Source organism: Cellulosimicrobium sp. EB106-03-01-XG111, assembly GCF_058792115.1.
The window spans coordinates 17,658-38,877 of sequence record NZ_JBYTEQ010000031.1 but is presented as its reverse complement, the minus strand read 5'-3'; the positions used below and the strand labels follow the sequence as shown (position 1 = coordinate 38,877).

Annotated in this window: 20 protein-coding genes; 11 read left to right on the top strand and 9 right to left on the bottom strand. The window is 74.7% G+C overall.

Annotated features, from left to right (window positions below; genetic code table 11):
- Both AC3WT4_RS19395 and AC3WT4_RS19390 read left to right on the top strand, forming a co-directional pair.
- The coding region (locus tag AC3WT4_RS19395; RefSeq protein ID WP_492316255.1) for an SDR family NAD(P)-dependent oxidoreductase at positions 1-655 on the top strand (655 nt) is incomplete at its 5' end.
- 111 nt (positions 656-766) lie between these two features.
- The gene (locus AC3WT4_RS19390) at positions 767-1,744 is read left to right on the top strand and encodes a bile acid:sodium symporter family protein (RefSeq protein ID WP_074809151.1); all 978 of its coding nucleotides are present in this window, start codon (positions 767-769) and stop codon (positions 1,742-1,744) included.
- Positions 1,745-1,826: 82 nt separating this feature from the next.
- Here AC3WT4_RS19390 and AC3WT4_RS19385 read toward each other — a convergent pair whose 3' ends face one another.
- Together AC3WT4_RS19385 and AC3WT4_RS19380 are read right to left on the bottom strand one after the other, a co-directional pair.
- Positions 1,827-2,288 (bottom strand): SufE family protein, encoded by a 462-nt coding sequence (locus AC3WT4_RS19385; protein WP_021482841.1) that lies wholly within the window; start codon positions 2,286-2,288, stop codon positions 1,827-1,829.
- A 158-nt stretch (positions 2,289-2,446) separates the two neighbouring features.
- Complete coding sequence (locus AC3WT4_RS19380; RefSeq protein ID WP_021483735.1) at positions 2,447-3,358, bottom strand: sulfurtransferase; 912 nt, start codon at positions 3,356-3,358, stop codon at positions 2,447-2,449.
- Between the two features lie 136 nt (positions 3,359-3,494).
- Here AC3WT4_RS19380 and AC3WT4_RS19375 point away from each other — a divergent pair, with 136 nt between their 5' ends.
- The gene (locus AC3WT4_RS19375) at positions 3,495-4,025 is read left to right on the top strand and encodes an SAM-dependent methyltransferase (protein ID WP_257418606.1); all 531 of its coding nucleotides are present in this window, start codon (positions 3,495-3,497) and stop codon (positions 4,023-4,025) included.
- Positions 4,026-4,032: 7 nt separating this feature from the next.
- Here AC3WT4_RS19375 and AC3WT4_RS19370 read toward each other — a convergent pair whose 3' ends face one another.
- A complete protein-coding gene (locus AC3WT4_RS19370; protein WP_492316254.1) occupies positions 4,033-5,427 on the bottom strand; it encodes an aspartate aminotransferase family protein in 1,395 nt (464 codons plus the stop codon).
- Positions 5,428-5,519: 92 nt separating this feature from the next.
- Between AC3WT4_RS19370 and AC3WT4_RS19365 the strand changes: the two genes are divergently transcribed.
- The 6 genes from AC3WT4_RS19365 to AC3WT4_RS19340 all read left to right on the top strand — a co-directional run bounded on the left by AC3WT4_RS19365 (position 5,520) and on the right by AC3WT4_RS19340 (position 11,445).
- The gene (locus AC3WT4_RS19365) at positions 5,520-6,446 is read left to right on the top strand and encodes a LysR family transcriptional regulator (protein ID WP_492316253.1); all 927 of its coding nucleotides are present in this window, start codon (positions 5,520-5,522) and stop codon (positions 6,444-6,446) included.
- Positions 6,447-6,514: 68 nt separating this feature from the next.
- Positions 6,515-7,828 (top strand): transcriptional regulator, encoded by a 1,314-nt coding sequence (locus tag AC3WT4_RS19360; protein WP_492316252.1) that lies wholly within the window; start codon positions 6,515-6,517, stop codon positions 7,826-7,828.
- Between the two features lie 178 nt (positions 7,829-8,006).
- The gene (gene adh / locus AC3WT4_RS19355) at positions 8,007-9,530 is read left to right on the top strand and encodes an aldehyde dehydrogenase (protein WP_492316251.1); all 1,524 of its coding nucleotides are present in this window, start codon (positions 8,007-8,009) and stop codon (positions 9,528-9,530) included.
- 194 nt (positions 9,531-9,724) lie between these two features.
- Positions 9,725-10,177, top strand: coding sequence for a DUF779 domain-containing protein (locus AC3WT4_RS19350; protein WP_492316250.1), 453 nt, complete (start codon positions 9,725-9,727; stop codon positions 10,175-10,177).
- A gap of 76 nt (positions 10,178-10,253) precedes the next feature.
- Positions 10,254-10,538, top strand: a complete 285-nt coding sequence (locus AC3WT4_RS19345) for a DUF6412 domain-containing protein (protein ID WP_074809159.1) — start codon at positions 10,254-10,256, stop codon at positions 10,536-10,538.
- A gap of 115 nt (positions 10,539-10,653) precedes the next feature.
- The gene (locus AC3WT4_RS19340) at positions 10,654-11,445 is read left to right on the top strand and encodes a YidC/Oxa1 family membrane protein insertase (RefSeq protein ID WP_492316249.1); all 792 of its coding nucleotides are present in this window, start codon (positions 10,654-10,656) and stop codon (positions 11,443-11,445) included.
- A 138-nt stretch (positions 11,446-11,583) separates the two neighbouring features.
- Here AC3WT4_RS19340 and AC3WT4_RS19335 read toward each other — a convergent pair whose 3' ends face one another.
- Positions 11,584-11,949: a DoxX family protein gene (locus tag AC3WT4_RS19335; protein ID WP_492316248.1), complete on the bottom strand. Its 366-nt coding sequence runs from the start codon at positions 11,947-11,949 to the stop codon at positions 11,584-11,586.
- A gap of 154 nt (positions 11,950-12,103) precedes the next feature.
- Between AC3WT4_RS19335 and AC3WT4_RS19330 the strand changes: the two genes are divergently transcribed.
- Complete coding sequence (locus AC3WT4_RS19330) at positions 12,104-12,541, top strand: winged helix-turn-helix transcriptional regulator (protein ID WP_083385278.1); 438 nt, start codon at positions 12,104-12,106, stop codon at positions 12,539-12,541.
- Between the two features lie 52 nt (positions 12,542-12,593).
- Here the strand turns inward: AC3WT4_RS19330 and AC3WT4_RS19325 are convergent, their stop codons facing one another.
- From AC3WT4_RS19325 to aceA, 3 genes are all read right to left on the bottom strand, one after another.
- A complete protein-coding gene (locus tag AC3WT4_RS19325; RefSeq protein WP_146177641.1) occupies positions 12,594-13,457 on the bottom strand; it encodes a hypothetical protein in 864 nt (287 codons plus the stop codon).
- Between the two features lie 174 nt (positions 13,458-13,631).
- The gene (aceB, locus tag AC3WT4_RS19320; RefSeq protein WP_492316247.1) at positions 13,632-15,347 is read right to left on the bottom strand and encodes a malate synthase A; all 1,716 of its coding nucleotides are present in this window, start codon (positions 15,345-15,347) and stop codon (positions 13,632-13,634) included.
- 111 nt (positions 15,348-15,458) lie between these two features.
- On the bottom strand, positions 15,459-16,901 hold the full coding sequence (gene aceA, locus AC3WT4_RS19315) for an isocitrate lyase (protein WP_492316246.1): 1,443 nt from the start codon (positions 16,899-16,901) through the stop codon (positions 15,459-15,461).
- 180 nt (positions 16,902-17,081) lie between these two features.
- Here aceA and AC3WT4_RS19310 point away from each other — a divergent pair, with 180 nt between their 5' ends.
- Complete coding sequence (locus AC3WT4_RS19310) at positions 17,082-18,575, top strand: helix-turn-helix transcriptional regulator (protein ID WP_061266961.1); 1,494 nt, start codon at positions 17,082-17,084, stop codon at positions 18,573-18,575.
- 80 nt (positions 18,576-18,655) lie between these two features.
- On the opposite strand, the gene AC3WT4_RS19305 is transcribed toward AC3WT4_RS19310, so the two are convergent.
- Together AC3WT4_RS19305 and AC3WT4_RS19300 are read right to left on the bottom strand one after the other, a co-directional pair.
- On the bottom strand, positions 18,656-20,416 hold the full coding sequence (locus AC3WT4_RS19305) for an alpha/beta hydrolase (RefSeq protein ID WP_492316245.1): 1,761 nt from the start codon (positions 20,414-20,416) through the stop codon (positions 18,656-18,658).
- A 47-nt stretch (positions 20,417-20,463) separates the two neighbouring features.
- Complete coding sequence (locus AC3WT4_RS19300) at positions 20,464-21,192, bottom strand: GntR family transcriptional regulator (RefSeq protein ID WP_400110433.1); 729 nt, start codon at positions 21,190-21,192, stop codon at positions 20,464-20,466.
- Positions 21,193-21,220 lie beyond the last annotated feature (28 nt).

Below are 21,220 nucleotides of genomic sequence, written 5' to 3'. Positions count from 1 at the left end.
CCCCCCCCCCCCCCCCCCCCCCCCCCCCCCCCCCCCCCCCCCCCCGCTCCGGGACGCGGGGACCGACGCCCGCGGCTACGTGCTCGACGTCACCGACCGCGAGCAGGTGGACGACGTCGTCGCGCGCGCCGCCGCCGACCTCGGCACGGTCGACCTGCTCGTCAACAACGCGGGCGTGTCGATCGGCGGCGCGGCCCTCGAGATCGGCGACGACGTCTGGCACCGCACGCTCGCGACCAACCTCGACGGCGTCTGGTACTGCTCGCGCGCCGTCGCCCGCGAGCTCGTCGCGCAGGGCCGGCCGGGGACGATCGTCAACGTCGGCTCGATGTCCGCGTCGATCGTCAACCGGCCCCGCTGGCAGCCCGCGTACCTCGCGTCCAAGGCGGCGGTGCACCAGCTCACCAAGGGCCTCGCCGCCGAGTGGGCGCCGCACGGCATCCGCGTGAACGCGGTGGCGCCCGGGTACGTGCGCACCGAGGCGTCGCCCGTGGACCGGCCGGAGTACCACGACGACTGCGTCGCGCCCGCGGCGATGCAGCGCTGGGCGGAGCCGGAGGAGATCGGGCCGCCCGTCGTGTTCCTCGCGAGCGCGGCGTCGAGCTTCATGACCGGCGCCGTCGTCACGGTCGACGGCGGCTACACGCTGTTCTGACCGGCCGGGACAGCCCCGGGTCGGGCGCTCCGGGCCGGGACGGCGGGCGCCTGCCGGGGCCTGGGGAGCGGGTGCCGCCCCGGGTCGTGCGCCGGGCTAGGCTCGGTCCCCGTGCGCGCAGTCCTGAGCAGGTGGGTCGACCCCTTCGTCGTGACGCTGCTCGTGGTGCTCGTGCTCGGGCTCGTCGTGCCCGTGGGGCCGGGCGCGCAGCGCGTGGTCGACGCCGCCGCGGACGTCGCGGTCACCGTCCTCTTCCTCGTCTACGGCATGCGCCTGTCCACGCGGGAGGTCTGGGCCGGGCTGCGCAACTGGCGCCTGCAAGGCGGGATCCTCGCCGCGACGTACGTCGTCTTCCCGGTGCTCGGGCTCGTCACCGCGTGGGCGATCGAGCCGCTCGTCGGGGCGCCGCTCGCGGCCGGCATGCTCTACCTGTCGCTGCTGCCGTCGACCGTGCAGTCGTCCGTGGCGTTCACCTCCGTCGCGCGCGGCAACGTCGCCGGGGCGATCTGCGGCGCCACGGTGTCGAACGTCGCGGGCATGGTGATCACCCCGCTGCTCGTGCTGTGGCTCATGACGGGGACCGGCGGGGGAGCCGACGGCCCCACGGGCGGGCTCGGCGGCCTGCGTACCGTGCTGCTCCAGCTGCTGCTGCCGTTCGTCGTCGGGCAGCTCCTCCAGCCGTGGGCGGGGGACTGGGTCCGCGCGCGGCGCTGGCTCACGCTCGGCGTCGACCGGGGCACGATCCTCGTCGTGGTGTTCGGGGCGGTCGCGGCGGCGTCGTCGGCGGGCGTGTGGTCGAGCGTGTCCGGGTGGTCGATCGTCGCGCTGCTCGTCGTCAGCGCGCTCGTCCTCGCCGTCATGCTCGCGGCCACGTGGTGGGGCGGCGCGGCGCTGGGGCTCTCGACCGAGGACCGGGTCGCGCTCCTCATGTGCGGGTCGAAGAAGTCGCTCGCGACGGGCCTGCCCATGGCGAGCGTGCTGTTCCCCGTCGCGGTCGCCGGCGTCGTCGCCGTGCCGGTGATCGTCTTCCACCAGCTCCAGCTCGTCGTCTGCGCCGTCCTGGCGCGACGCCTGGCCCTCCGAGACTGACGCCGACCATGCGGATGCGTCCCGTCGCGTCGGCCGGGCGGGCGGCAACCGCATGCTCGGCCGGTCTGTGCAGGACCTCCCGTCAGCCGCGCGCCGCTACCTGCTCGCGGACCTGGCGCTTGGCGCGCGTGAGCATGCCGTTCATGCCGCCGATGCGCAGCGGGCTCACCGCGCGCGTCAGGCCGATCGACATCGGGAAGTCGTCGGGCACGTCGAGCACCTCCTGCACCGTCAGGCCCGAGAGGCCCTGCGCGAGGATCGACGCGAAGCCGCGGGTCGTCGGAGCCTCGGCGGGGGCGGTCGCGTAGAAGTGCACGACGCCCGCGTCGTCGACCTCCGCGAAGGCCCGCACCGGAGACTGGCACTCCTCGATCCGCTCCAGCAGACCGGGCGCGCTCGCGTAGCGCTCGGGGAGGTCGGGCAGCTCGTTCGCGAACTCGAGCAGCAGCTGGAGGCGCTCGCGCTCCGGCATCGCGAGGAAGTCCTCGCGGATCTCCGCGAGCGTCGCGGGCAGGTCGGGCGAAGCGTCGGAGGGGGAGCTCATGGTGGCGATCCTCGCATCGGGGCCGGGGCGGCGGGACGGCAGTCCCACCGTGCGGAACGCTCCGTGGACGTGACGTATGCCCGCAGCACGCCGACGGCGCGCGGTCCGTCCTCGGGGGCGGGCCGCGCGCCGTCGGGCACGCTCGTGCTGTGCGTGGGTCAGTTGAGCGACGCCGGGGCCTCGCCGGGCTCCTCGCCCTTGACGATCGGCACGCGCACCGCGTTGCCCCACTCGGTCCACGAGCCGTCGTAGTTGCGGACCTTGTCGAAGCCGAGCAGGTACGTGAGCGCGAACCACGTGTGGCTCGACCGCTCGCCGATGCGGCAGTAGGTGACGACCTCGTCGTCCGTCGCGAGGCCGAGGCCGCCCTCCTGGTAGATCGCCTCGAGCTGCTCGCGCGACTTGTAGGTGCCGTCCTCGGCGACCGCCGTCGCCCACGGGACGTTGCGCGCCGTCGGGATGTGCCCGCCGCGCAGCACGCCCTCCTCCGGGTAGTCGGGGATGTGCAGGCGCTCGCCCGTGTACTCCTGCGGGGAGCGGATGTCGACGAGCGGCCCGTTGCCGATGTGCGCGAGGACGTCCTCCTTGAACGCGCGGATCGTCACGTCGTCGCGCTCGACGACCGGGTACTCGACCGCGACCGGCTCGGGGACGTCCGTCGTGACCTCGCGGCCCTCGGCGATCCACTTGCCGCGGCCGCCGTCGAGCAGGCGGACGTCCTCGTGGCCGAACAGCGTGAAGACCCACGCCGCGTAGGCTGCCCACCAGTTGTTCTTGTCGCCGTAGACGACGATCGTCGTGTCGCGCGCGATGCCCTTGCTGCCGAGGAGCTGGGCGAAGCCCTTGCCGTCGATGTAGTCGCGCGTGTCCGGGTCGTTGAGGTCGGTGTGCCAGTCGATCTTCACCGCGCCGGGGATGTGCCCGGTCTCGTAGAGCAGCACGTCCTCGTCGGACTCGACGACGACGACGCCCGGCTCGCCCAGGTGCTCGGCGAGCCAGTCGGTGCTCACGAGGCGGTCGGGGTGGGCGTACTGCGTGATCTTCTCGCTGGTGTCGAGCGGTGCGGGCATCGTGTCCTCCGGGCGCGTGGTGGGCGTTCGCTCGTCAGGCTAGGTCGGCCGTCCGCATCACGGAAGGCTCGTGACGCATGCTGAGACGGTGTAAACGCATGCTGCGGACGCCCGCTCCGGTGGCCACACTGGACGCGTGACCGCCACCGTCCCGGAGCGCGTGCGGCGGGCCGTGGCGCTGCTCGACCTCCGCGGCGACGAGGCCGTGCTCGAGATCGGCCCCGGTCCCGGTGCGGCCGCCGAGCTCGTGCTCGCCACCCACCCCGGCGTGCGGTACGTCGCGCTCGACCGGTCCGCCACGGCGGTCGCCCGCACGACCGCGCGCAACCGGGTCGCTGTCGACGACGGCCGCCTCGTCGTGCGGCGCGGGGAGCTCGCGGCGACCGGCGGTCCGGACGTCCCCGGCGGCCCGTTCGACGTCGCGTTCGCGGTGGACGTCAACGTCTTCTGGACGCGGGTGGCCCACGCCGAGGCGAGCACGCTCGCCGCGCTGCTCGTCCCGGGCGGAGCGCTCTGGCTCGTCCATCAGACGCCCGACGGCGCCGACGACCGGGTCCTCGACGGCGTGCGCGCGTCGCTCGACGTCCCCGCGCTGGGCCCGGTGACGGTCGTGCGCGACGGGGTGCTCGCCGTCGGCGCGCGCCGGGTGGCCGACCCGCCCGGATGACGGGCGGTCAGCCCAGGAGCTCGCGCGTCGCGTCGCCGAGCGCCCGGTCGAGCAGCTCGAGGCCGAGGTCGAGCTCCTCCTCGCTCACGGTGAGCGGCGGGGCGATGCGGAACACGCCGCCCATGCCGCGGAGCTGCACGACGTTCATGTGGAGCCCGAGCTCGAGCGCCCGCCGGGTCACGAGGGCACCGAGGGCGTCGGCGCCCTCCTTCGTCTCGCGGTCCAGCACGAGCTCGATGCCCTGGAGCAGTCCGCGCCCGCGCACGTCGCCGATCGTCGCGTGGCGGTCCTGGAGGTCGAGCAGCCCGGTGCGCAGGCGGTCGCCGAGCACACGCGCGCGGGCATCCGTCCGCCCTTCCTCCAGGACGTCGAGCACCGTGGAGCCGACCGCCGCGACGAGCGGGTCCGAGACGTGCGTCGTGAAGAAGAGGAAGCCGCGCTCGTGCGCGCGCGCCTCGATCTCGGCGCTCGTGACGACCGCGGCGAGCGGGAGCCCGGCGCCGAGGGTCTTGGAGAGGGTGAGGATGTCCGGCACGACGGGCTCCTCGCCGTCGCGCCCCTCGAACGCGTACCAGGAGCCGGTGCGGCACAGCGCCGTCTGCGCCTCGTCGAGGATCAGGAGCATCCCGCGCTCGTGGCACTTGTCGCGCAGCGCGGCGAGGTAGCCGGGCGGGAGCTCGACGATCCCGCCCGAGCTGAGGATCGGCTCGACGAGGCACGCCGCGAGGCTGCCCGTCGACTGCACGTCGACGAGGTCGAACGCGAGGTCGAGCTGACGGCGCCAGTCGTGCGTGCCGTCGGGCGCGACGTGGTCGGGCCGGTACGCGTTGGGCACCGGGATGACGAGGTTGCCGGGCGCCGTCGGGCCGTAGCCGCGGCGGCCCGCGCTGTACGTCGCGGCGGCCGCGGCGTGCGTCATGCCGTGCCACGACCCGGCGAGCGAGACGACCTCGTGCCGTCCCGTGACGAGCTTCGCCATCCGGATCGCGGCCTCGTTCGACTCGGCCCCGGTCGTGAGCAGGAGCACCTTCTCGAGCGGGTCGGGCAGCGTCCCCGCGAGCCGGCGCGCGAGGTCGACGACCGGGCGCGACAGCATCCCGGAGAACAGGTGGTCGAGCGTCCCGACCTGGCGGCGCACCGTCTCGACGATCGCCGGGTGGCTGTGCCCGAGGATCGCGCTCATCTGGCCGGACGTGAAGTCGAGGACGCGGCGTCCGTCCGCCGTCGTGACGAAGCTGCCCGACGCGCTCTCGACGATCTCCGGCGTGAACGGGCCGCCGTACCGCACGAGGTGGCGGTCGGCGTCGGCCCAGAAGCGCGCGGCGTCGTCCGCGGCGGCCGTGCTCGGGCCCGCGCCGGGGGCGGACGGGCGGGCGGGCGCGGGGGAGGGCGAGAGGGTCATTCTCGGAGCGTAGGGACGCATCCTTGTGCGCGTACAGCACGAGTCCGCGTACAGTCTGTGCGGACAATCAGCACAGGGAGGGAGGTGCGTAGGTGCTCAACGCCGCCCGGCTGCAGATCCTCGCGCGGCTCGAGAGCCTGGGGACCGTGCGCGCGGTCGGGGCCTCGCTCCACCTGAGCCCGTCCGCCGTCTCCGCGCAGCTCGCCGCGCTCGAGGCCGAGACCGGCGCGCGCCTCCTGGAACGCACGGGCCGACGCGTCCGCCTCACGCCCGCGGGCCGTGCTCTCGCCCGGCACGCGCGCGTCATCCTCGACCAGATGGCGCTCGCCGAGGCCGAGCTCGCCCACCCCGACGGCGAGCCCGCCGGGGCCGTGCGCGTCGCCGCGTTCGCGAGCGCGGTGCGGGCGCTCGTCATCCCGCTCGCGGCGCGGCTCGCCGTCGAGCACCCGCGCGTGGAGGTCGAGATCGACGAGCTGGACCCGCGCGAGAGCGGGCCCGCGCTCCGGCGCGCGGACGTCGACGTCGCGGTGACCGCCGACCTGCTCGACGGCGCGCTGCTCGCCGGCCCCGATGTCGCGACCGTCCCGCTGCTCGAGGACCCCGTCGTGCTCGTCACGGAGCGCGGCGACCGGGCCCCTGGCGAACCGGCCGACCTCGCGCACCTCGCCGACGCGCGGTGGGCCGCCGACCTGCCCGGGCGCTACCTGTCCACGCTCGTCGAGAGCGCGTGCCGCGAGGCCGGATTCGAGCCGCGCGTCGTCGCCCGGCTGCCCAGCTACGAGCTGCTGCTCGCGCACGTCGAGGCCGGGCTGTCCGTCGCGCTGCTGCCGGGCCTCGCCGTCGACCCGCGGTACGCCGTCGACGCCCGCCCGCTCCGCGTGCCCCGGACCCGCCCGGTGTACGCGGCCGTGCGGCGCGGGGCGGCGCCCACCGCCGCGACCACCGTCGTGCTCGGCGCGCTGCGCCGCGTCGCGCGCGACGTCGCGACCGCCGGCCACGCGCCGCCCGGGACCGGCTGACGCCCGCTCGCGCCGCCCCCCGCGCGACCTACACTGGCCCCAGCACCGCACGACGACGTGGAGGTCCCGTGCCGCGCACTCCCGCACCGCCGCCCCGCTCCAAGGAGCACCCGCGCCGCCCCGACGCGCGCCGCGACCCGCGCTCCGTGCGCGCCGCCTACCGCTCGTTCCTCGACCACGGCATCCTCCCGCGCGGCGTCCACCCGCTCGTCGCCGACTCGTGGCGCCGGTCCGTGCACAGCGGCGTCGACCCGGAGGCGCCCCGCACCGACTCGGGCCTGGCCCACGACGACCTCGTCGCGTACCGCGAGGCGCACCCGCTCGCCGGCGTCATGCCCGTCGTGCGCGAGCTCGTCGTCGACGCCGCCGCCGACGACGGCCTCGTCGTCGCCGTGTCCGACGACGCCGGCCGCCTCCTCTGGGTCGAGGGCGACCGGGCGCTGCGCGACGCCGTCGACCGTGTCGGGTTCGTCGAGGGGTCGGTGTGGCGCGAGGAACGCGTCGGCACGAACGCGCCCGGGACGGCGCTCGCGACGCGCAGCCCCGTCCAGGTGCTCGGCGCCGAGCACTTCTCCCGGCCCGTGCAGGCGTTCAGCTGCACGGCCGTGCCCGTCCACGACCCCGCGACCGGGCGCGTCCTCGGGGTCCTCGACGTCACCGGGCGCCAGTCCGCCGCGTCGGGCGTCGTGCTCTCGCTCGTGCGCGCGACCGTGCTGAGCCTCGAGCGCGAGCTCGCCCAGCGCGCCGCGACGACGGGGCTCGACGACGGCCCCGGCCGGGTCCCGGGACCGCCCCGCGACGGCGCGCCCGAGCTGCTCGTGCTCGGGACCGCGCCCGTGCTGCGCTCGCCGGACGGCCTCGACCACCGCCTGTCGCTACGGCACGCCGAGATCCTCGTGCTCCTCGCGACGCACCCCCGCGGGCTGTCCGCCGACGAGCTCGCCGTCCTGCTGCACCCCGGCGAGCTCTCCGACGTGACCGTCCGTGCCGAGGTGTCGCGCCTGCGGCGCGTCGCGGGCGCGCTCCTCGCGGGGTCGCGCCCCTACCGGCTCGCACGACCCCTGCGGACCGACGCCGACGTCGTGCGGGACCACCTCGCGGCGGGCGACGTCCGCGGCGCCGTCGCCGCCTACCGCGCGCCGCTCCTGCCGCGCTCCGGCGCGCCCGCCGTCGAGCACCTGCGCGCCGAGCTCGCGGCCGAGCTGCGCACCGCCGTCGTGGCCGCGGGCGGCGCCGACGTGCTCGACGCGTGGACGCGCACCGACGACGGCGCCGAGGACCACGCCGCGTGGACGCGGCTGCAGCGCGTCGCCGACCACGGCAGCCCGCTGTGGGTCCGCGCCCGCGCCCACCTCGACCTGCTCGACGACGAGCTCGCCTGAGGTCTGGCAATCCGCCCGCTGCAACGGTCCTGCAACCCTGCGGTGCCTACCGTCGGCCGCACGGCGCGACGAGGCGCCGGGCCGCGCACCGCCGTCGGACGCTCCCCGCCCGACGACGACCTCCCCAGGAGCGCGGCGAGGACCAGCACTGCGAGTCAGCACTGCGAGGAGGCAGACGATGACGGTCTACGCAGCCCCCGGCACGGACGGGGCGATCGCCGAGTACAAGGCCCGGTACGACCACTGGATCGGCGGCGAGTACGTCGCGCCGGCCGGAGGGCAGTACTTCGAGAACCCCAGCCCGGTGACGGGCCGGACGTTCACCGAGGTCGCGCTCGGCACCGCCGACGACATCGAGCGCGCGCTCGACGCCGCGCACGGCGCCGCCCGGTCGTGGGGCCGCACGAGCGCGACCGAGCGCGCCAACATCCTCAACAAGATCGCCGACCGCATGGAGGAGAACCTCGAGCGGATCGCCGTCGCCGAGTCGTGGGAGAACGGCAAGCCCGTCCGCGAGACGCTCGCCGCCGACATCCCGCTCGCGATCGACCACTTCCGCTACTTCGCGGGCGCGATCCGCGCGCAGGAGGGGTCGATCTCGGAGATCGACGAGGACACCATCGCGTACCACTTCCACGAGCCGCTCGGCGTCGTCGGGCAGATCATCCCGTGGAACTTCCCGATCCTCATGGCCGTGTGGAAGCTCGCCCCGGCGCTCGCGGCGGGCAACTGCGTCGTGCTCAAGCCGGCCGAGCAGACCCCCGCGTCGATCCTCTTCCTCATGGACATCGTCGGGGACCTGCTGCCGCCCGGGGTGGTGAACGTCGTCAACGGGTTCGGCGTGGAGGCGGGCAAGCCGCTCGCGTCCAGCCCGCGCATCCGCAAGATCGCGTTCACGGGCGAGACGACGACCGGCCGCCTGATCATGCAGTACGCGAGCCAGAACATCATCCCGGTCACGCTCGAGCTCGGCGGCAAGTCGCCGAACATCTTCTTCTCCGACGTCGCGGACGCGCGCGACGACTTCTACGACAAGGCCCTCGAGGGGTTCACGATGTTCGCCCTCAACCAGGGCGAGGTGTGCACGTGCCCGTCGCGCGCCCTCATCCAGTCGTCGATCTACGACACGTTCCTCGGCGACGCGGTCGCCCGGACCCAGGCCGTCAAGCAGGGCAACCCGCTCGACACCGAGACGATGATCGGCGCGCAGGCGTCGAACGACCAGCTCGAGAAGATCCTGTCGTACATCGAGATCGGCAAGGCCGAGGGCGCGAAGGTCCTCACCGGCGGGTCGCGCGCCGAGCTCGGCGGCGACCTCGCAGGCGGGTACTACGTGACGCCCACGATCTTCGAGGGCAAGAACTCGATGCGGATCTTCCAGGAGGAGATCTTCGGGCCCGTCGTCGCGGTCACCGACTTCTCCGACTTCGACGACGCCATGACCATCGCCAACGACACCCTCTACGGGCTCGGGGCCGGCGTCTGGTCGCGGTCGGGCAACACCGCCTACCGCGCGGGCCGCACCATCGAGGCCGGGCGCGTGTGGACGAACTGCTACCACGCGTACCCCGCCGCCGCCGCGTTCGGCGGGTACAAGGGCTCCGGCGTCGGGCGCGAGAACCACAAGATGATGCTCGACCACTACCAGCAGACGAAGAACCTCCTCGTCTCCTACTCGGCCCAGAAGCTGGGCTTCTTCTAGACCAACCCCACCCGCCCTGCCCGCCTACCGACCACGGGCTCGGCTCACTCCGGCCGCCGAGCAGGTGGTCTTGGCTCGTCCGGCCGTCCGGACGGACCACGACCACCTGCTCGCGGCGCCGGGATCGCCTGGTCGGCCGACACGTGGAGGGTCCCGTGGTCGACGACGTTCCCTCGGTCCGTCCAGTGGGCGCGATGCCCGCGCGCGTCGCGCTCACCGACGACGCCGGTGCGCTGCTCGCGCGGCTGCGCGCGGTCCACGGCGAGCTCATGTTCCACCAGTCCGGCGGGTGCTGCGACGGGTCGTCGCCCATGTGCTACCCGCAGGGCGACTTCCTGCTCGGCGACGCCGACGTGCACCTCGGCGACCTCGTCGTCGACGTGCCCGGTCCCGACGCGGACGGTCCCGGCGCGGACGGCCCCGCCGCGGACGGCCCCGCCGGGGCGGACGGCGCGGCCGGCCGGTTCGTCGTGCCCGTATGGATGAGCCGCGCGCAGTTCGAGTACTGGAAGCACACCCACCTGACGATCGACGTCGTGCCCGGCCGCGGCGCCGGGTTCAGCGTCGAGGCGCCCGAGGGCGTGCGCTTCATCATCCGGTCTCGCCTGCTCACCGACGACGAGTGGGCGGCGCTCGACGTGGCCTAGGCTGGCTCCACCGACGGGCCCCACGGCGGGCCCACCGCGGGCCCCGACGGGCCGGGACCGGAGAGGAAGCGGTGCGATGAACGACCTGCTCGTCGTGGCGCGCGACCTCGCCTCCGCGCTCACGCTCCTGCTCGGCACGTCGACCCTCACGGCCACGCTCTTCCTCCTCGGCGCCACCGCCCTCGTCGCGGCCGTGGCCGCCGTGGCCGCGCGCTGGGGCGCGCCCCTCGCGCTCGGTGTGGCGGCTCGCCCCGCGGGCCGCCTGCGCGACGCGGTCGACGTCGGTCCCGCCGTCACGCAGAGCGACCCGGACGCCCCGGGTCGTGCCCGGCCCCGGGCTCCCGGCCGACCCCTCGGCTGATCACCCGGCCGAGGGACCCCACCCGCACCCGCGTCGCTGCGCGGCGTGCTGCTGCCTGCCCATCGCAGGGTGATCGGCGAACGCGTACCCCGCACGTTCGACCGAGGACACCACCATGAACCTGCTCGACCTCCCGCTCGTCTCCACCGTGCTCGACGCCGCGTACCGCGCGCTGATGGGCCTGTCCGACCTGCTCGAACCCCTCGCGGGCGGCGCCGCGGCCGCGGCGGCCGTCGTCCTGCTGACGCTCGCCGTGCGCGCCCTGCTCGTCCCCGTCGGCGTGTCGCAGGCGAAGGCGGAGCGCGACCGCGCGCGCCTCGCACCGCGGCTCGCCGAGCTCCAACGTCGGCACCGCAACGACCCCGAGCGGCTGCGGCGCGCGACCGTGGAGCTCTACACCCAGGAGGGCACGACGCCGCTCGCGGGGTGCCTCCCGATGCTGGCCCAGGCGCCCGTGGTCGGGGCGGTCTACGCGCTGTTCCTGCACGCGGAGATCGCCGGCCACGGCAACGCGCTGCTCGGCCACACCCTGTTCGGGGCGCCCCTGGGCTCGAGCCTCGTCGGCGGGCTCGGGGCGGGTGGCGTGCCGACCGTGGTCGTGGCCGGCGTGGTCGTGCTCGCGATCGCGCTCGTCGGCGAGCTCACGCGCCGCGCCTCCCTGCCCGGCGGTCGGCTCGCGCTGCCCCGCACGACGCCCGGCGCCGACACCGGGCCGAGCATGTCCGGTGCGGCGGTGCTCTCCGGCCCGGGCCTGCAGAACGCGCTCGGTGCCCTGCAGTTCGTCACCGCCGTGATCGCCTGCTTCGTGCCGCTCGCCGCTGCCCTGTACCTGCTCGTGACGGTGACGTGGACGCTCGGGCAGCGCCTCGTCCTGCGCCGCCGGTACCCGCTCGTCGCGACGGCGTAGCGGAGGCCGCGGGGCTGTCCAGCGGACCGCCGGCCGCGCGAGAGTGTCGGGATGGGGCCGATCTGTCGCCCTGTCGCGAGGCCGTCCGCGTGGTCCCCACAGCCCGCGGCGGCCGGGGGGCCGCGGCCCGCCCGCGGGTCAGAGCGCCGCGAACCGGCCGACGGCGACGAACACCGCGAGGGCGAGCAGCACCACGTTCGCCGGGACGGCCTTCGCCTCGCCGAGGCGCACGTGGAGGGGGATCGCGCCGACCTGCGTGAGCGCGAGCCCGACCGCGGCGACGGGGGTGAGCACCGGCGCGACGCCGAGCGCCCACGGGAGGATCACGCCGACGGCGCCGGCCACCTCGAGCCACCCGATGGCGCGCACGCCTGCCGCGCGCTCGGGCGTCACCCAGCGCATCTGCTCCTGGAGCACGGGGATCGGGCGCAGGGCCTTCATGAGCCCCGCGCCGACGAAGGCGAGGGCGAGCAGACCGGAGGCGATCCACAGGGCGACGTTCATGCGTGAGTCCTTCGAGAGGAGGCGGCGACGGCCCAGGATGGCCGGTCACTCTTTGTGCCTGGGCACATGATGGGTAACCATGAGCACCGGTACAAAAGGCACACCGGTGTGCGTGAGGAACACGGAGCAGCACCCGAAGAAGACGGAGACCCCCATGACGACGACGCCCAGCACGGACGTACCGGTGGTGCGCGAGCTCGCCGAGCGCCACGGCATCCCCGTCGACGGCGGCTGCGCCGCGGCCGAGGCCACGAGCGAGGTGCGCTCGGTCCTCGACCGGGTCGGCGACAAGTGGAGCGTCCTCATCCTGGGGATGCTCTCCGGCGGCCCGCAGCGGTTCACCGAGCTGCTCCACGGGATCGACGGGATCTCGCAGCGCATGCTCACGCTCAACCTGCGCCAGCTCGAGCGGGACGGCCTCGTGAGCCGGACCGTCCACGCCGTCGTGCCGCCGCGCGTCGACTACGCGCTCACGAGCCTCGGCGAGACGCTGCTGCCGCCCGTGCTCGCGCTCGTCGAGTGGGCGCTCGCCCACACACGCACCATCCGCGAGAACCGGGACGTGTTCGACGCGCGGCGCCCCGCCGGCTGAGCGACGGCCGACCGGCGAGAGGTCGCCCGGGTGCGGCGCGCGAGGGGGAGCGTCAGCCCGCGAGCGGGTCGGCCGCGCGCAGGTACCAGGGCTCCTCCCGCTCCAGCGACAGCGTCCAGAGGCCGGGGGCGCCCGCGGGCACCGCGAGGCACACGTTGCCGGTCACGGTGTCGCCCGCGCCGATCAGCCCCGTGCCGACGAGCGCCTGCGGCACCGCGCCGCACCCGCCGTCGGCGGAGACGCCGTCGTCCCCGATGAACCCGATGTCGACGGCGCCCCACGCGGTCACCTGCGAGCTGAACCCGGTGTAGGTGGCGGTCACGGGCACGATCCAGTACTCGGTGCCGTCGGGCGGCGGGGTGTTGACGTCGTCGTGCGCGAGCACCTCCGCGGTCGCCTCGTAGGGCTCCTCGAGGAGGACCTCCCACTCCACGCCACCGATCGTGTACCCGTCGAAGAGCCACGGGTCGTCACGCGTGCCCGTCCCCTCCCAGTCGCCCTCGGACCAGTCCTCGTCGGACCAGCCGTTGCCGGGCCACTCGTCGCCGTACGCGTCGTCGGTCGGGGCCGTGACCCACGCGGCGATCCGGGCGCCCGCGTCGGTCGCGACGCCCGCGGCGTACCCCGTCCCTCCGCCGACCACGAGGCACACGACGCCGACGAGCAGCCCGACGGCGGTCCGGGAGAGGCCGGTACGTCCCGGTGCCGGGGGCGTCGGGGCGGGCCGCGGGGCCTGGGGGTGCGACGGTCCCGGGTGCGGCGCGGCGGGCTGCGGGACGCCCGGGTGCGGCGGGCCGGGGCGCGCCGCGAGCGGCGGTGCCGCGTACGGGTTCGGGCGCGCGGCCGTGGCGGGGGAGGAGGGGGTCGGGCCGGGAGGAGCCGTCGGCGAGGACGGCGGCGTCACAGGGGTGCTCATGGTGCTCCGGTGTCGTGCGGGCGGGCGCCCGGACGACAGGTGCCACCGTGCGTGGCCGGATGTTCCCACACCGCGGACCTTCCCGTCGAGGACGATCTCGTTCCCTCCCGAGCACGACCTCGGTGCCGCCGCCGGGTGGGCGACGGCACCGAGGTCGTGGCGGGCGGGAGTCCGCTACGGCTGGTCCACCTCGGAGCCCACGAGGAACTGCGAGTACGCCCCGATGGTGAGGAACGTCGGGAAGTCCTCGGCGAGCGCGACGGCGCGGAACACGTGCGCCGCGTCGTCGATCCGGTTCCCCGGGGTGCGCGGCAGGTCGTCGACGATCTCCGCGAGCAGCGCCTCGACGCGCTCGCGCGCGATCGGCACGCCGTTCTCGGTGCGCGTGCCGGACGCGATCCACTGCCACACCTGCGACCGCGAGATCTCGGCGGTCGCGGCGTCCTCCATGAGGTGGTCGATCGCGGCCGCCCCGACACCGCGCAGCCACGACTCGAGGTACCGCACCCCGACGGAGACGTTCGAGCGCAGCCCCGCCGCGGTGACGGTCGCCCCGGCCCGGCGGGCCGAGCCGATGTCGAGCAGCTCGTGCTGGCCCACGCGGACGTCGTCGCGCTGCCGCGAGACCTGGTTCGGCGCGTCCCCCAGCACCGCGTCGAACTCGGTGCGCGCGACCTCGATGAGGTCGGGGTGCGCGACCCACGTGCCGTCGAACCCGTCCGTCGCCTCCCGGCGCTTGTCGGCGCGCACCTGCTCGAACGCGCGCTCGGTGACGTCCGGTCGGCGGCGGTCCGGGATGAACGCGCTCATGCCGCCGATCGCGTGCGCGCCGCGCCGGTGGCACGTCTGCACGAGCAGCTCGGTGTACGCGCGCATGAACGGCGCGGTCATGGTGACCTGCGCGCGGTCGGGCAGCACGTACGAGTCGCCGCGGGTGCGGAAGGCCTTGATGACGGAGAACAGGTAGTCCCAGCGCCCGGCGTTCAGCCCGGCGCAGTGGTCGCGCAGCTCGTGGAGGATCTCGTCCATCTCGAACGCCGCGGGCAGCGTCTCGATGAGCACCGTGGCGCGGATGGTGCCCTGCGGCAGGCCGAGGTGCTCCTGGGCGAGCACGAACACGTCGTTCCACAGGCGCGCCTCGCGGTGGCCCTCGAGCTTGGGCAGGTAGAAGTACGGTCCCCGACCGCGCGCCACGAGCTCGTGCGCGTTGTGGAACAGGTAGAGCCCGAAGTCGACGAGCGACGCCGACGCCGACACGCTCACGCCCGCCCGGTCGACGTACCGCATGTGCTTCTCGATGAGGTGCCACCCGCGCGGGCGGAACACGATCGTCGGGAGGTCGGTGAGCGTCGTCGAGCGCAGGCGGTACTCCTTGCGGTGCTCGCCCGAGCCGGTCGTGTGCGTCAGCGTCCCGCGGATCGCGTCGCGCAGCGCGAGCTGGCCCTCGATCACGTTGCGCCACGTGGGGCTCGACGCGTCCTCGGCGTCCGCGAGCCAGACCTTGGCGCCGGAGTTGAGGGCGTTGATCGTCATCTTGGGGTCGGTCGGGCCGGTGATCTCGACGCGGCGGTCCTCGAGGCCCGGCGCGCCGGCCGAGCCCGCGACGCGCCACGAGGGGTCGTCGCGCACGGGCCGCGTCGAGGCGCGGAAGTCGGGGTCGATGCCGTCCGCGACGTCCTGGCGGCGCTGCTGGCGGTCCATGAGCAGCTCGTGGCGGCGCGCCACGAACCGGTCGTGCAGCAGCGTGAGGAAGTCGAGCGCCTCGGGCGTGAGGATCTCGCGGTAGCGCTCGCCCAGCGTGCCGGTGACGCGCAGGGTCCCGGTGACGCGCGGGCTGCTCGTGGGAGCAGGGGTCGACGGGGGAGAGGTGGTCGTGGTCAGCGTGGTCATGGCGTGCTCCGAAGGTCGTGCTCCCGCGAGATAGAACCGCGAGCCTCGAGGTAGAACATTGCGAGCTCTATCTCGGGCGCGCGGGTTCTATCTCGCGGGAGGGGGGAGGGCTTAGTGGAACTGGGCGGTCTCGGTGGACCCGGCGAGCGCGAGGGTGGCGGCGTCGGGGTTGAGAGCCGTGGCGACCCGGTCGAAGTAGCCGGTGCCGACCTCCCGCTGGTGGCGGGTGGCGGTGTAGCCGTCGGCCTCGGAGGCGAACTCGGCCTCCTGCAGCTCGACGTAGGCGGACATCGCGCGCTCGTTGTACCCGCGCGCGAGCTCGAACATGGAGTGCGAGACGGCGTGGAAGCCGGCCAGCGTGATGAACTGGAACGCGTAGCCCATCGCGGCGAGCTCCTTCTGGAAGCTCGCGATCTGGGCGTCGTCGAGGTGCTTCTTCCAGTTGAACGACGGCGAGCAGTTGTAGGCGAGCTTCTTGCCCGGGTGCTGCGCGTGGATCGCCTCGGCGAACGTCCGCGCGAGCTCGAGGTCGGGCTCGCCCGTCTCGACCCAGATGAGGTCGGAGTACGGCGCGTACGCGAGGCCGCGCGCGACGACCGCGTCGAAGCCGGGGCGCACCCGGTAGAAGCCCTCGGACGTGCGCTCGCCGGTGAGGAACGGCTGGTCGCGCTCGTCGACGTCGGACGTGAGGAGGTCCGCGGCGAGCGCGTCCGTGCGGGCGATGACGATCGACGGCACGCCCGCGACGTCGGCCGCGAGACGCGCGGCGTTGAGCGTGCGGATGTGCTGGCTCGTCGGCACGAGCACCTTGCCGCCGAGGTGGCCGCACTTCTTCTCGGACGCGAGCTGGTCCTCCCAGTGCACGCCCGCCGCACCGGCGGCGATCATCGAGTGCATGAGCTCGTAGGCGTTGAGCGGACCGCCGAAGCCGGCCTCGGCGTCGGCGACGATCGGCGCGAGCCAGTCGCGGTCGGGCCTCTGCCCGTCCGACCCCGCGCGCTCGGCCGCCTCGATCTGGTCCGCGCGCAGGAGCGCGTTGTTGATGCGACGCACGACGGCGGGCACGGAGTTGGCGGGGTAGAGCGACTGGTCGGGGTACGTCTGGCCGGACAGGTTGGCGTCGGCCGCGACCTGCCACCCGGACAGGTAGATCGCCTTGAGGCCCGCGCGGACCTGCTGCACGGCCTGGTTGCCGGTGAACGCGCCGAGCGCGGCGACCCACTCCTCGGTGTGGATGAGGTCCCACAACGTCTCGGCGCCGCGGCGGGCGAGCGTGTGCTCCTCGCGCACGGAGCCGCGCAGCGCGACCACGTCCTCGGCGGTGTAGTCGCGCTGGAGTCCGGCCCAGCGCGGGTCGGTCGCCCACTGCTCGGCGAGGTCGGCGGCGCTCTGCGTCTGGTCGCCCGGACGGGCGGACGGGCGCGCGGTGCCGCCGGGGGTCGGGGCGGTGCCGGGGCCGGTGACCGTCGCCGTCGTCGCGACGGCGCCGAGCGGGCGGGCGCCGCCCGCGTACTCGGACGGGGAGCGGCGGCTGACGATGGTGGGCCTGTTCACGGGTGCCTCCTGGTGGTGCGCCGGCCCGCGGAGCGCGGGCCGGCCGGGCCGGTCGGTGGACCTCGGCGAGGTCCGTGCTTCGACCTTCCTCCCGCTGACGAGCCCTTCTCAAGCCAGATCAGGCGAAAGAATCGCGATTCTTCTCTTGTGCGCAAGGAGTGGCGCGTGTCACTCTCAGTCATGGCTATCCCGACGACGCGACCGGCCGGAATCGCGGAACATGCGGAAATCCCGCTCGAGAGCGAGCCCGACGCCCTGACGATCGGCCGCAGGATCCGGCACCTACGCACCGCGCGCGGCATGACGCTCGACGAGCTCGGCGCCGCGATCGGCCGTGCGCCGTCGCAGGTGTCCCTCCTCGAGAACGGCAAGCGCGAGCCGAAGTTCGGCCAGCTCCAGGCCGTGGCGCGCGCGCTCGGCGCGAGCCTCGACGACCTGCTCTCGCCGGAGGCGCCGTCCCGCCGGGACGCGCTCGAGATCGAGCTGGAGCGCGCGCAGCGCGGCCCGCTCTTCGACGCGCTCGGGCTGCGGCCCGTACGGGTGGGGAAGTCGCTGCCCACCGACGCGCTCGAGACCATCGTCGCGCTCGAGCGCGAGCTCCAGCGCCTGCACACCGAGCGCGCCGCGACGCCCGAGGAGGCGCGCCGCGCGAACGCCGAGCTGCGCGCGACCATGCGCGCGCAGGACAACTACTTCCCGGAGCTCGAGGACGCGGCGGCCGGGCTGCTCGACGGCGTCGGGCACGCGGGCGGGCCGATGCCCCAGCGCGTCGCGGCCGACCTCGCCGCCCACCTCGGCTTCACGCTGCACTACGTCGGCGACCTGCCGCACTCCACCCGGTCCGTGCTCGACCTGCGCCACCGCCGCGTGTACCTGCCGAGCAACGGGATGCGCGGGCGGTCCAACGCGACGTCGGCGCTGCTCCAGGCGCTCGCGCCGCACGTGCTCGGGCACGCGGAGCCGCGCGACTACCGCGAGTTCCTCCGCCAGCGCGTCGAGGCGAACTACCTCGCCGCGGCGCTCCTGCTGCCGGAGCGGCACGCGGTCAAGGCCCTGCGTGCCGCGAAGGATGCGCGCGAGATCTCGATCGAGGACCTCCGCGACGCGTTCGCGGTCTCGTACGAGACCGCCGCGCACCGGTTCACCAACCTCGCGACCAAGCACCTCGGGATCCCGGTGCACTTCATGAAGGTGCACGAGTCCGGGGTGATCCACAAGGCGTACGAGAACGACGGCGTGCGCTTCCCGGCCGACCCGCTCGGCGCGGTGGAGGGGCAGTACGTGTGCCGGAGCTGGACCGCGCGCACCGTGTTCGCCGTCGAGGACCGGCTCAGCCCGTTCAGCCAGTACACGGACACCCCGAGCGGCACCTACTGGTGCACGTCGCGCGTGCAGGCGTCGGCCGACGGCGAGTTCTCCGTGAGCGTCGGCGTCCCGTTCGCGCACGTCAAGTGGTTCCTCGGACGCGACACGACCGAGCGGCTCGTGTCCCGCTGCCCCGACGGCGCGTGCTGCCGCCGCCCGCCGGACGACCTCGCCGACCGCTGGGCCGGCCACGCGTGGCCGAGCGCCCGCCCGCACGCGTCGATGCTCGCCGCGATGCCGACCGGCGCGTTCCCGGGCGTGGACCAGACCGAGGTCTTCTCGTTCCTCGAGGCCCACGCGCCGGGCTAGCCGGTCCGTGCCTGCCCCCGCGGTCCCCACCGCGGTCCGCGCGAGCCGCGTGCGCCGTGACGGCGGACGCCGGACGACGGTCAGCCGATCGAGCCGCCCTCGACGGGCGCGACCATCGCGTCCTTGAGGCGCGCGGTGTCGGCGTCGGTCCAGCCGTCGGGCGCGTGCAGCGCGGCGAAGCCGTCGGCGTACTCGAGCTGGTAGACGTGCCCGTGGCCCGGCGGGATGTCGGACGCCGCCGCGACGAACAGGTCGCCCGTGAGCTGCCAGAACGTGACGAACGGGTACCAGCGCACGTCGCCGAGCACGTCGGGCCCGCGTGGCTCGCGGAGCCAGTCGGGCTCGGACCACAGCGTCTCGGGACCCCACCAGGTCACGCCGTCGGACGCGTGCTGGAGGTACACGACGCGCGGCTCGTCCCAGCGCGGGCCGGGGCCCCAGAGGTCCGCGACGCCGGTCGCGACCGGGTCGCCCCAACGGACCTGGCGGCCGTCGTCCACCACGGGGGCGTACTCGAGCGAACCGGGGTCGCGCGCGTCGGTGAGCTCGCGCCACATCGGCGTGAAGCCGGGCGTCCCGGTGAACATCGCGCCGTCGGACCGTGCCTCGACGTCCTGCACGCCGCTGAACGCGCCCTGCATGCCGAACGACCCGAGCGAGATGCCGAACGCGAGCAGGCGCGGGCGGTCGTCCGCAGGCAGGTCCGACCACCGCGCGTACACGGCCTCGAACAGCGCCTTGCCCGCGGCGGGCGGGGTCGAGCGGTCACCGACGAAGCTGATCCAGCTCGGCAGGTAGGAGTACTGCATGCTCGCGATCGCGGTGTCGCCGCCGTGCATGAGCTCGAGCGCCTCGACCATGCCGGGGTCCACCCAGCCGGTCCCGGTCGTGGTGGCGACGACGAGGACGGACCGGTCCCACGCGTCCGTCCGGTCGAGCTCGTCGACGACGCGGGCCGCGGTCGCGTCGAGGTCGCCCTCGGGGTCGAGACCCGCGTACGCGTGGATCGGCTCGCGCACGGCCGCGGGGTCGACGACGTCCCCCGCCGCGGCGAACGCGCGCAGCTCGTCGAGGGTCGGGCCGGAGACGACGAACTTGCGCCCCTCGGCGCCGAGCGAGTCCCAGGACTCGAGGGAGTCCGGGGAGCCGGACCGCTCGGGGAGCGTCGGGGGCGTGAGCCGAGGGCTGATCTCGGCGTTCGCCGCGGCGTAGACCGCGTTGAGCGCGCTGAGCGTGCCCGACCAGATGACGCCGTTGAACAGGAGCACCACGACGACGGCGACGGCGACGCCGCTGACGAACCGCGCCACGGGGGCGGGCACGACCTTGCCGACGAGGACGCTCAGCCACCGGGCGACGCGGCGCAGACCGCGGCCCGCCTGCAGCACGAGCAGCGCGACGGCGAGCGCCGCGAGCAGCGTGACGACCTCGCGCCCGGGGACGTCCTCCGACATGCCGAACAGGTGCCGCAGCTCGATCTGGCGTCGTGCCCCGAGGATCAACGACAGCGGCACGAGCACGACGGTCGCCCCGGCGAGCACCCACCACGCGATCCGGCTCGCGCGCGCGCTCCACCGGATCCGCAGCCCGACCTTCACGGCGAACCACTCGACGAGGGCGCCGACCGCGTACCCGCCGACGGCGCTCACGCCCGAGATCACCGCCTGGTAGTACCAGGCGCGCGGGATGAGCGACGGCGTGAACGACAGGCAGAACCAGGCGAGCGCGACCACGAGCCCGGTCGCGGAGAACCGCCGGAGCCACCGTCCCCACACGCCGTGCCGGGGGCGCTCCGCGTCGACGGGCTCGGGGGCGCGGGTCTCCGTCGTGGTGGGCTGCACCTCGCGATCGTAGGCGCGCGCGGGCCTGGCGGCCGGGCGACGGGCCGTCAGGGGACGTCGTCCGCCGCGTCGCCGTGCGCGTCGGTGAGGAGGTTGAGGGACACCGCGCGGAGGTCGACGACGTGCTTGGCCAGGTAGACGGGGCCGGACGGGGCGCGGGTGGTGAAGGTGACGGCGAGGGGCGTCTCGAGCGTCGACGCGCGCGGTCTCGACCGTGCGGTGGGGAGGTAGGGGGCGAGGCGGAGCGACGCCGGCGTGGCCTTGGTGCGGTAGTGGGTGCTCAGGCGGGCGTACATGGTCCCCTCGCCGTCGCCCCGGGGCTCGTGGGACGCCTCGATCACCTCGAGCGAGCTCGCGACGACCGTGCTCCCGGCGCGCACGACGCACTCCCACGTCGCGATGTCCTGACCCCGCTCGATCTCCAGGAGGCGGGCGCTCCATCCGGTCGCGGGCGAGACGCGGCGGACCACGCGCTCGACGGTGACCTCGTCGGCGGTCTGCACCATCTCCTCCAGCGGGCGGACCGCCCCGAGAGGGAGGGGCACGCGGTGGGCGACCTGTCGGCGACGGCCTGCGCCGCGCTCGATGACACCGTCCTCCTCGAGCAGGGCGAGGGCCTGGCGCACCGTGGTGCGGCTGACGGCGAGGCGGCGGGCGAGCTCCTGCTCGGGCGGGAGCACGACGAGGTCCTCGTCGGGGCCGGTCAGCGCGTCGTGGAGGCGGTCGTAGACCTGGACGGCGAGCGGACGGCGGTCTCGCACGGGCGGGATGTCCATGCCCGCATCTTGCCAGAGAAGAGGAGTT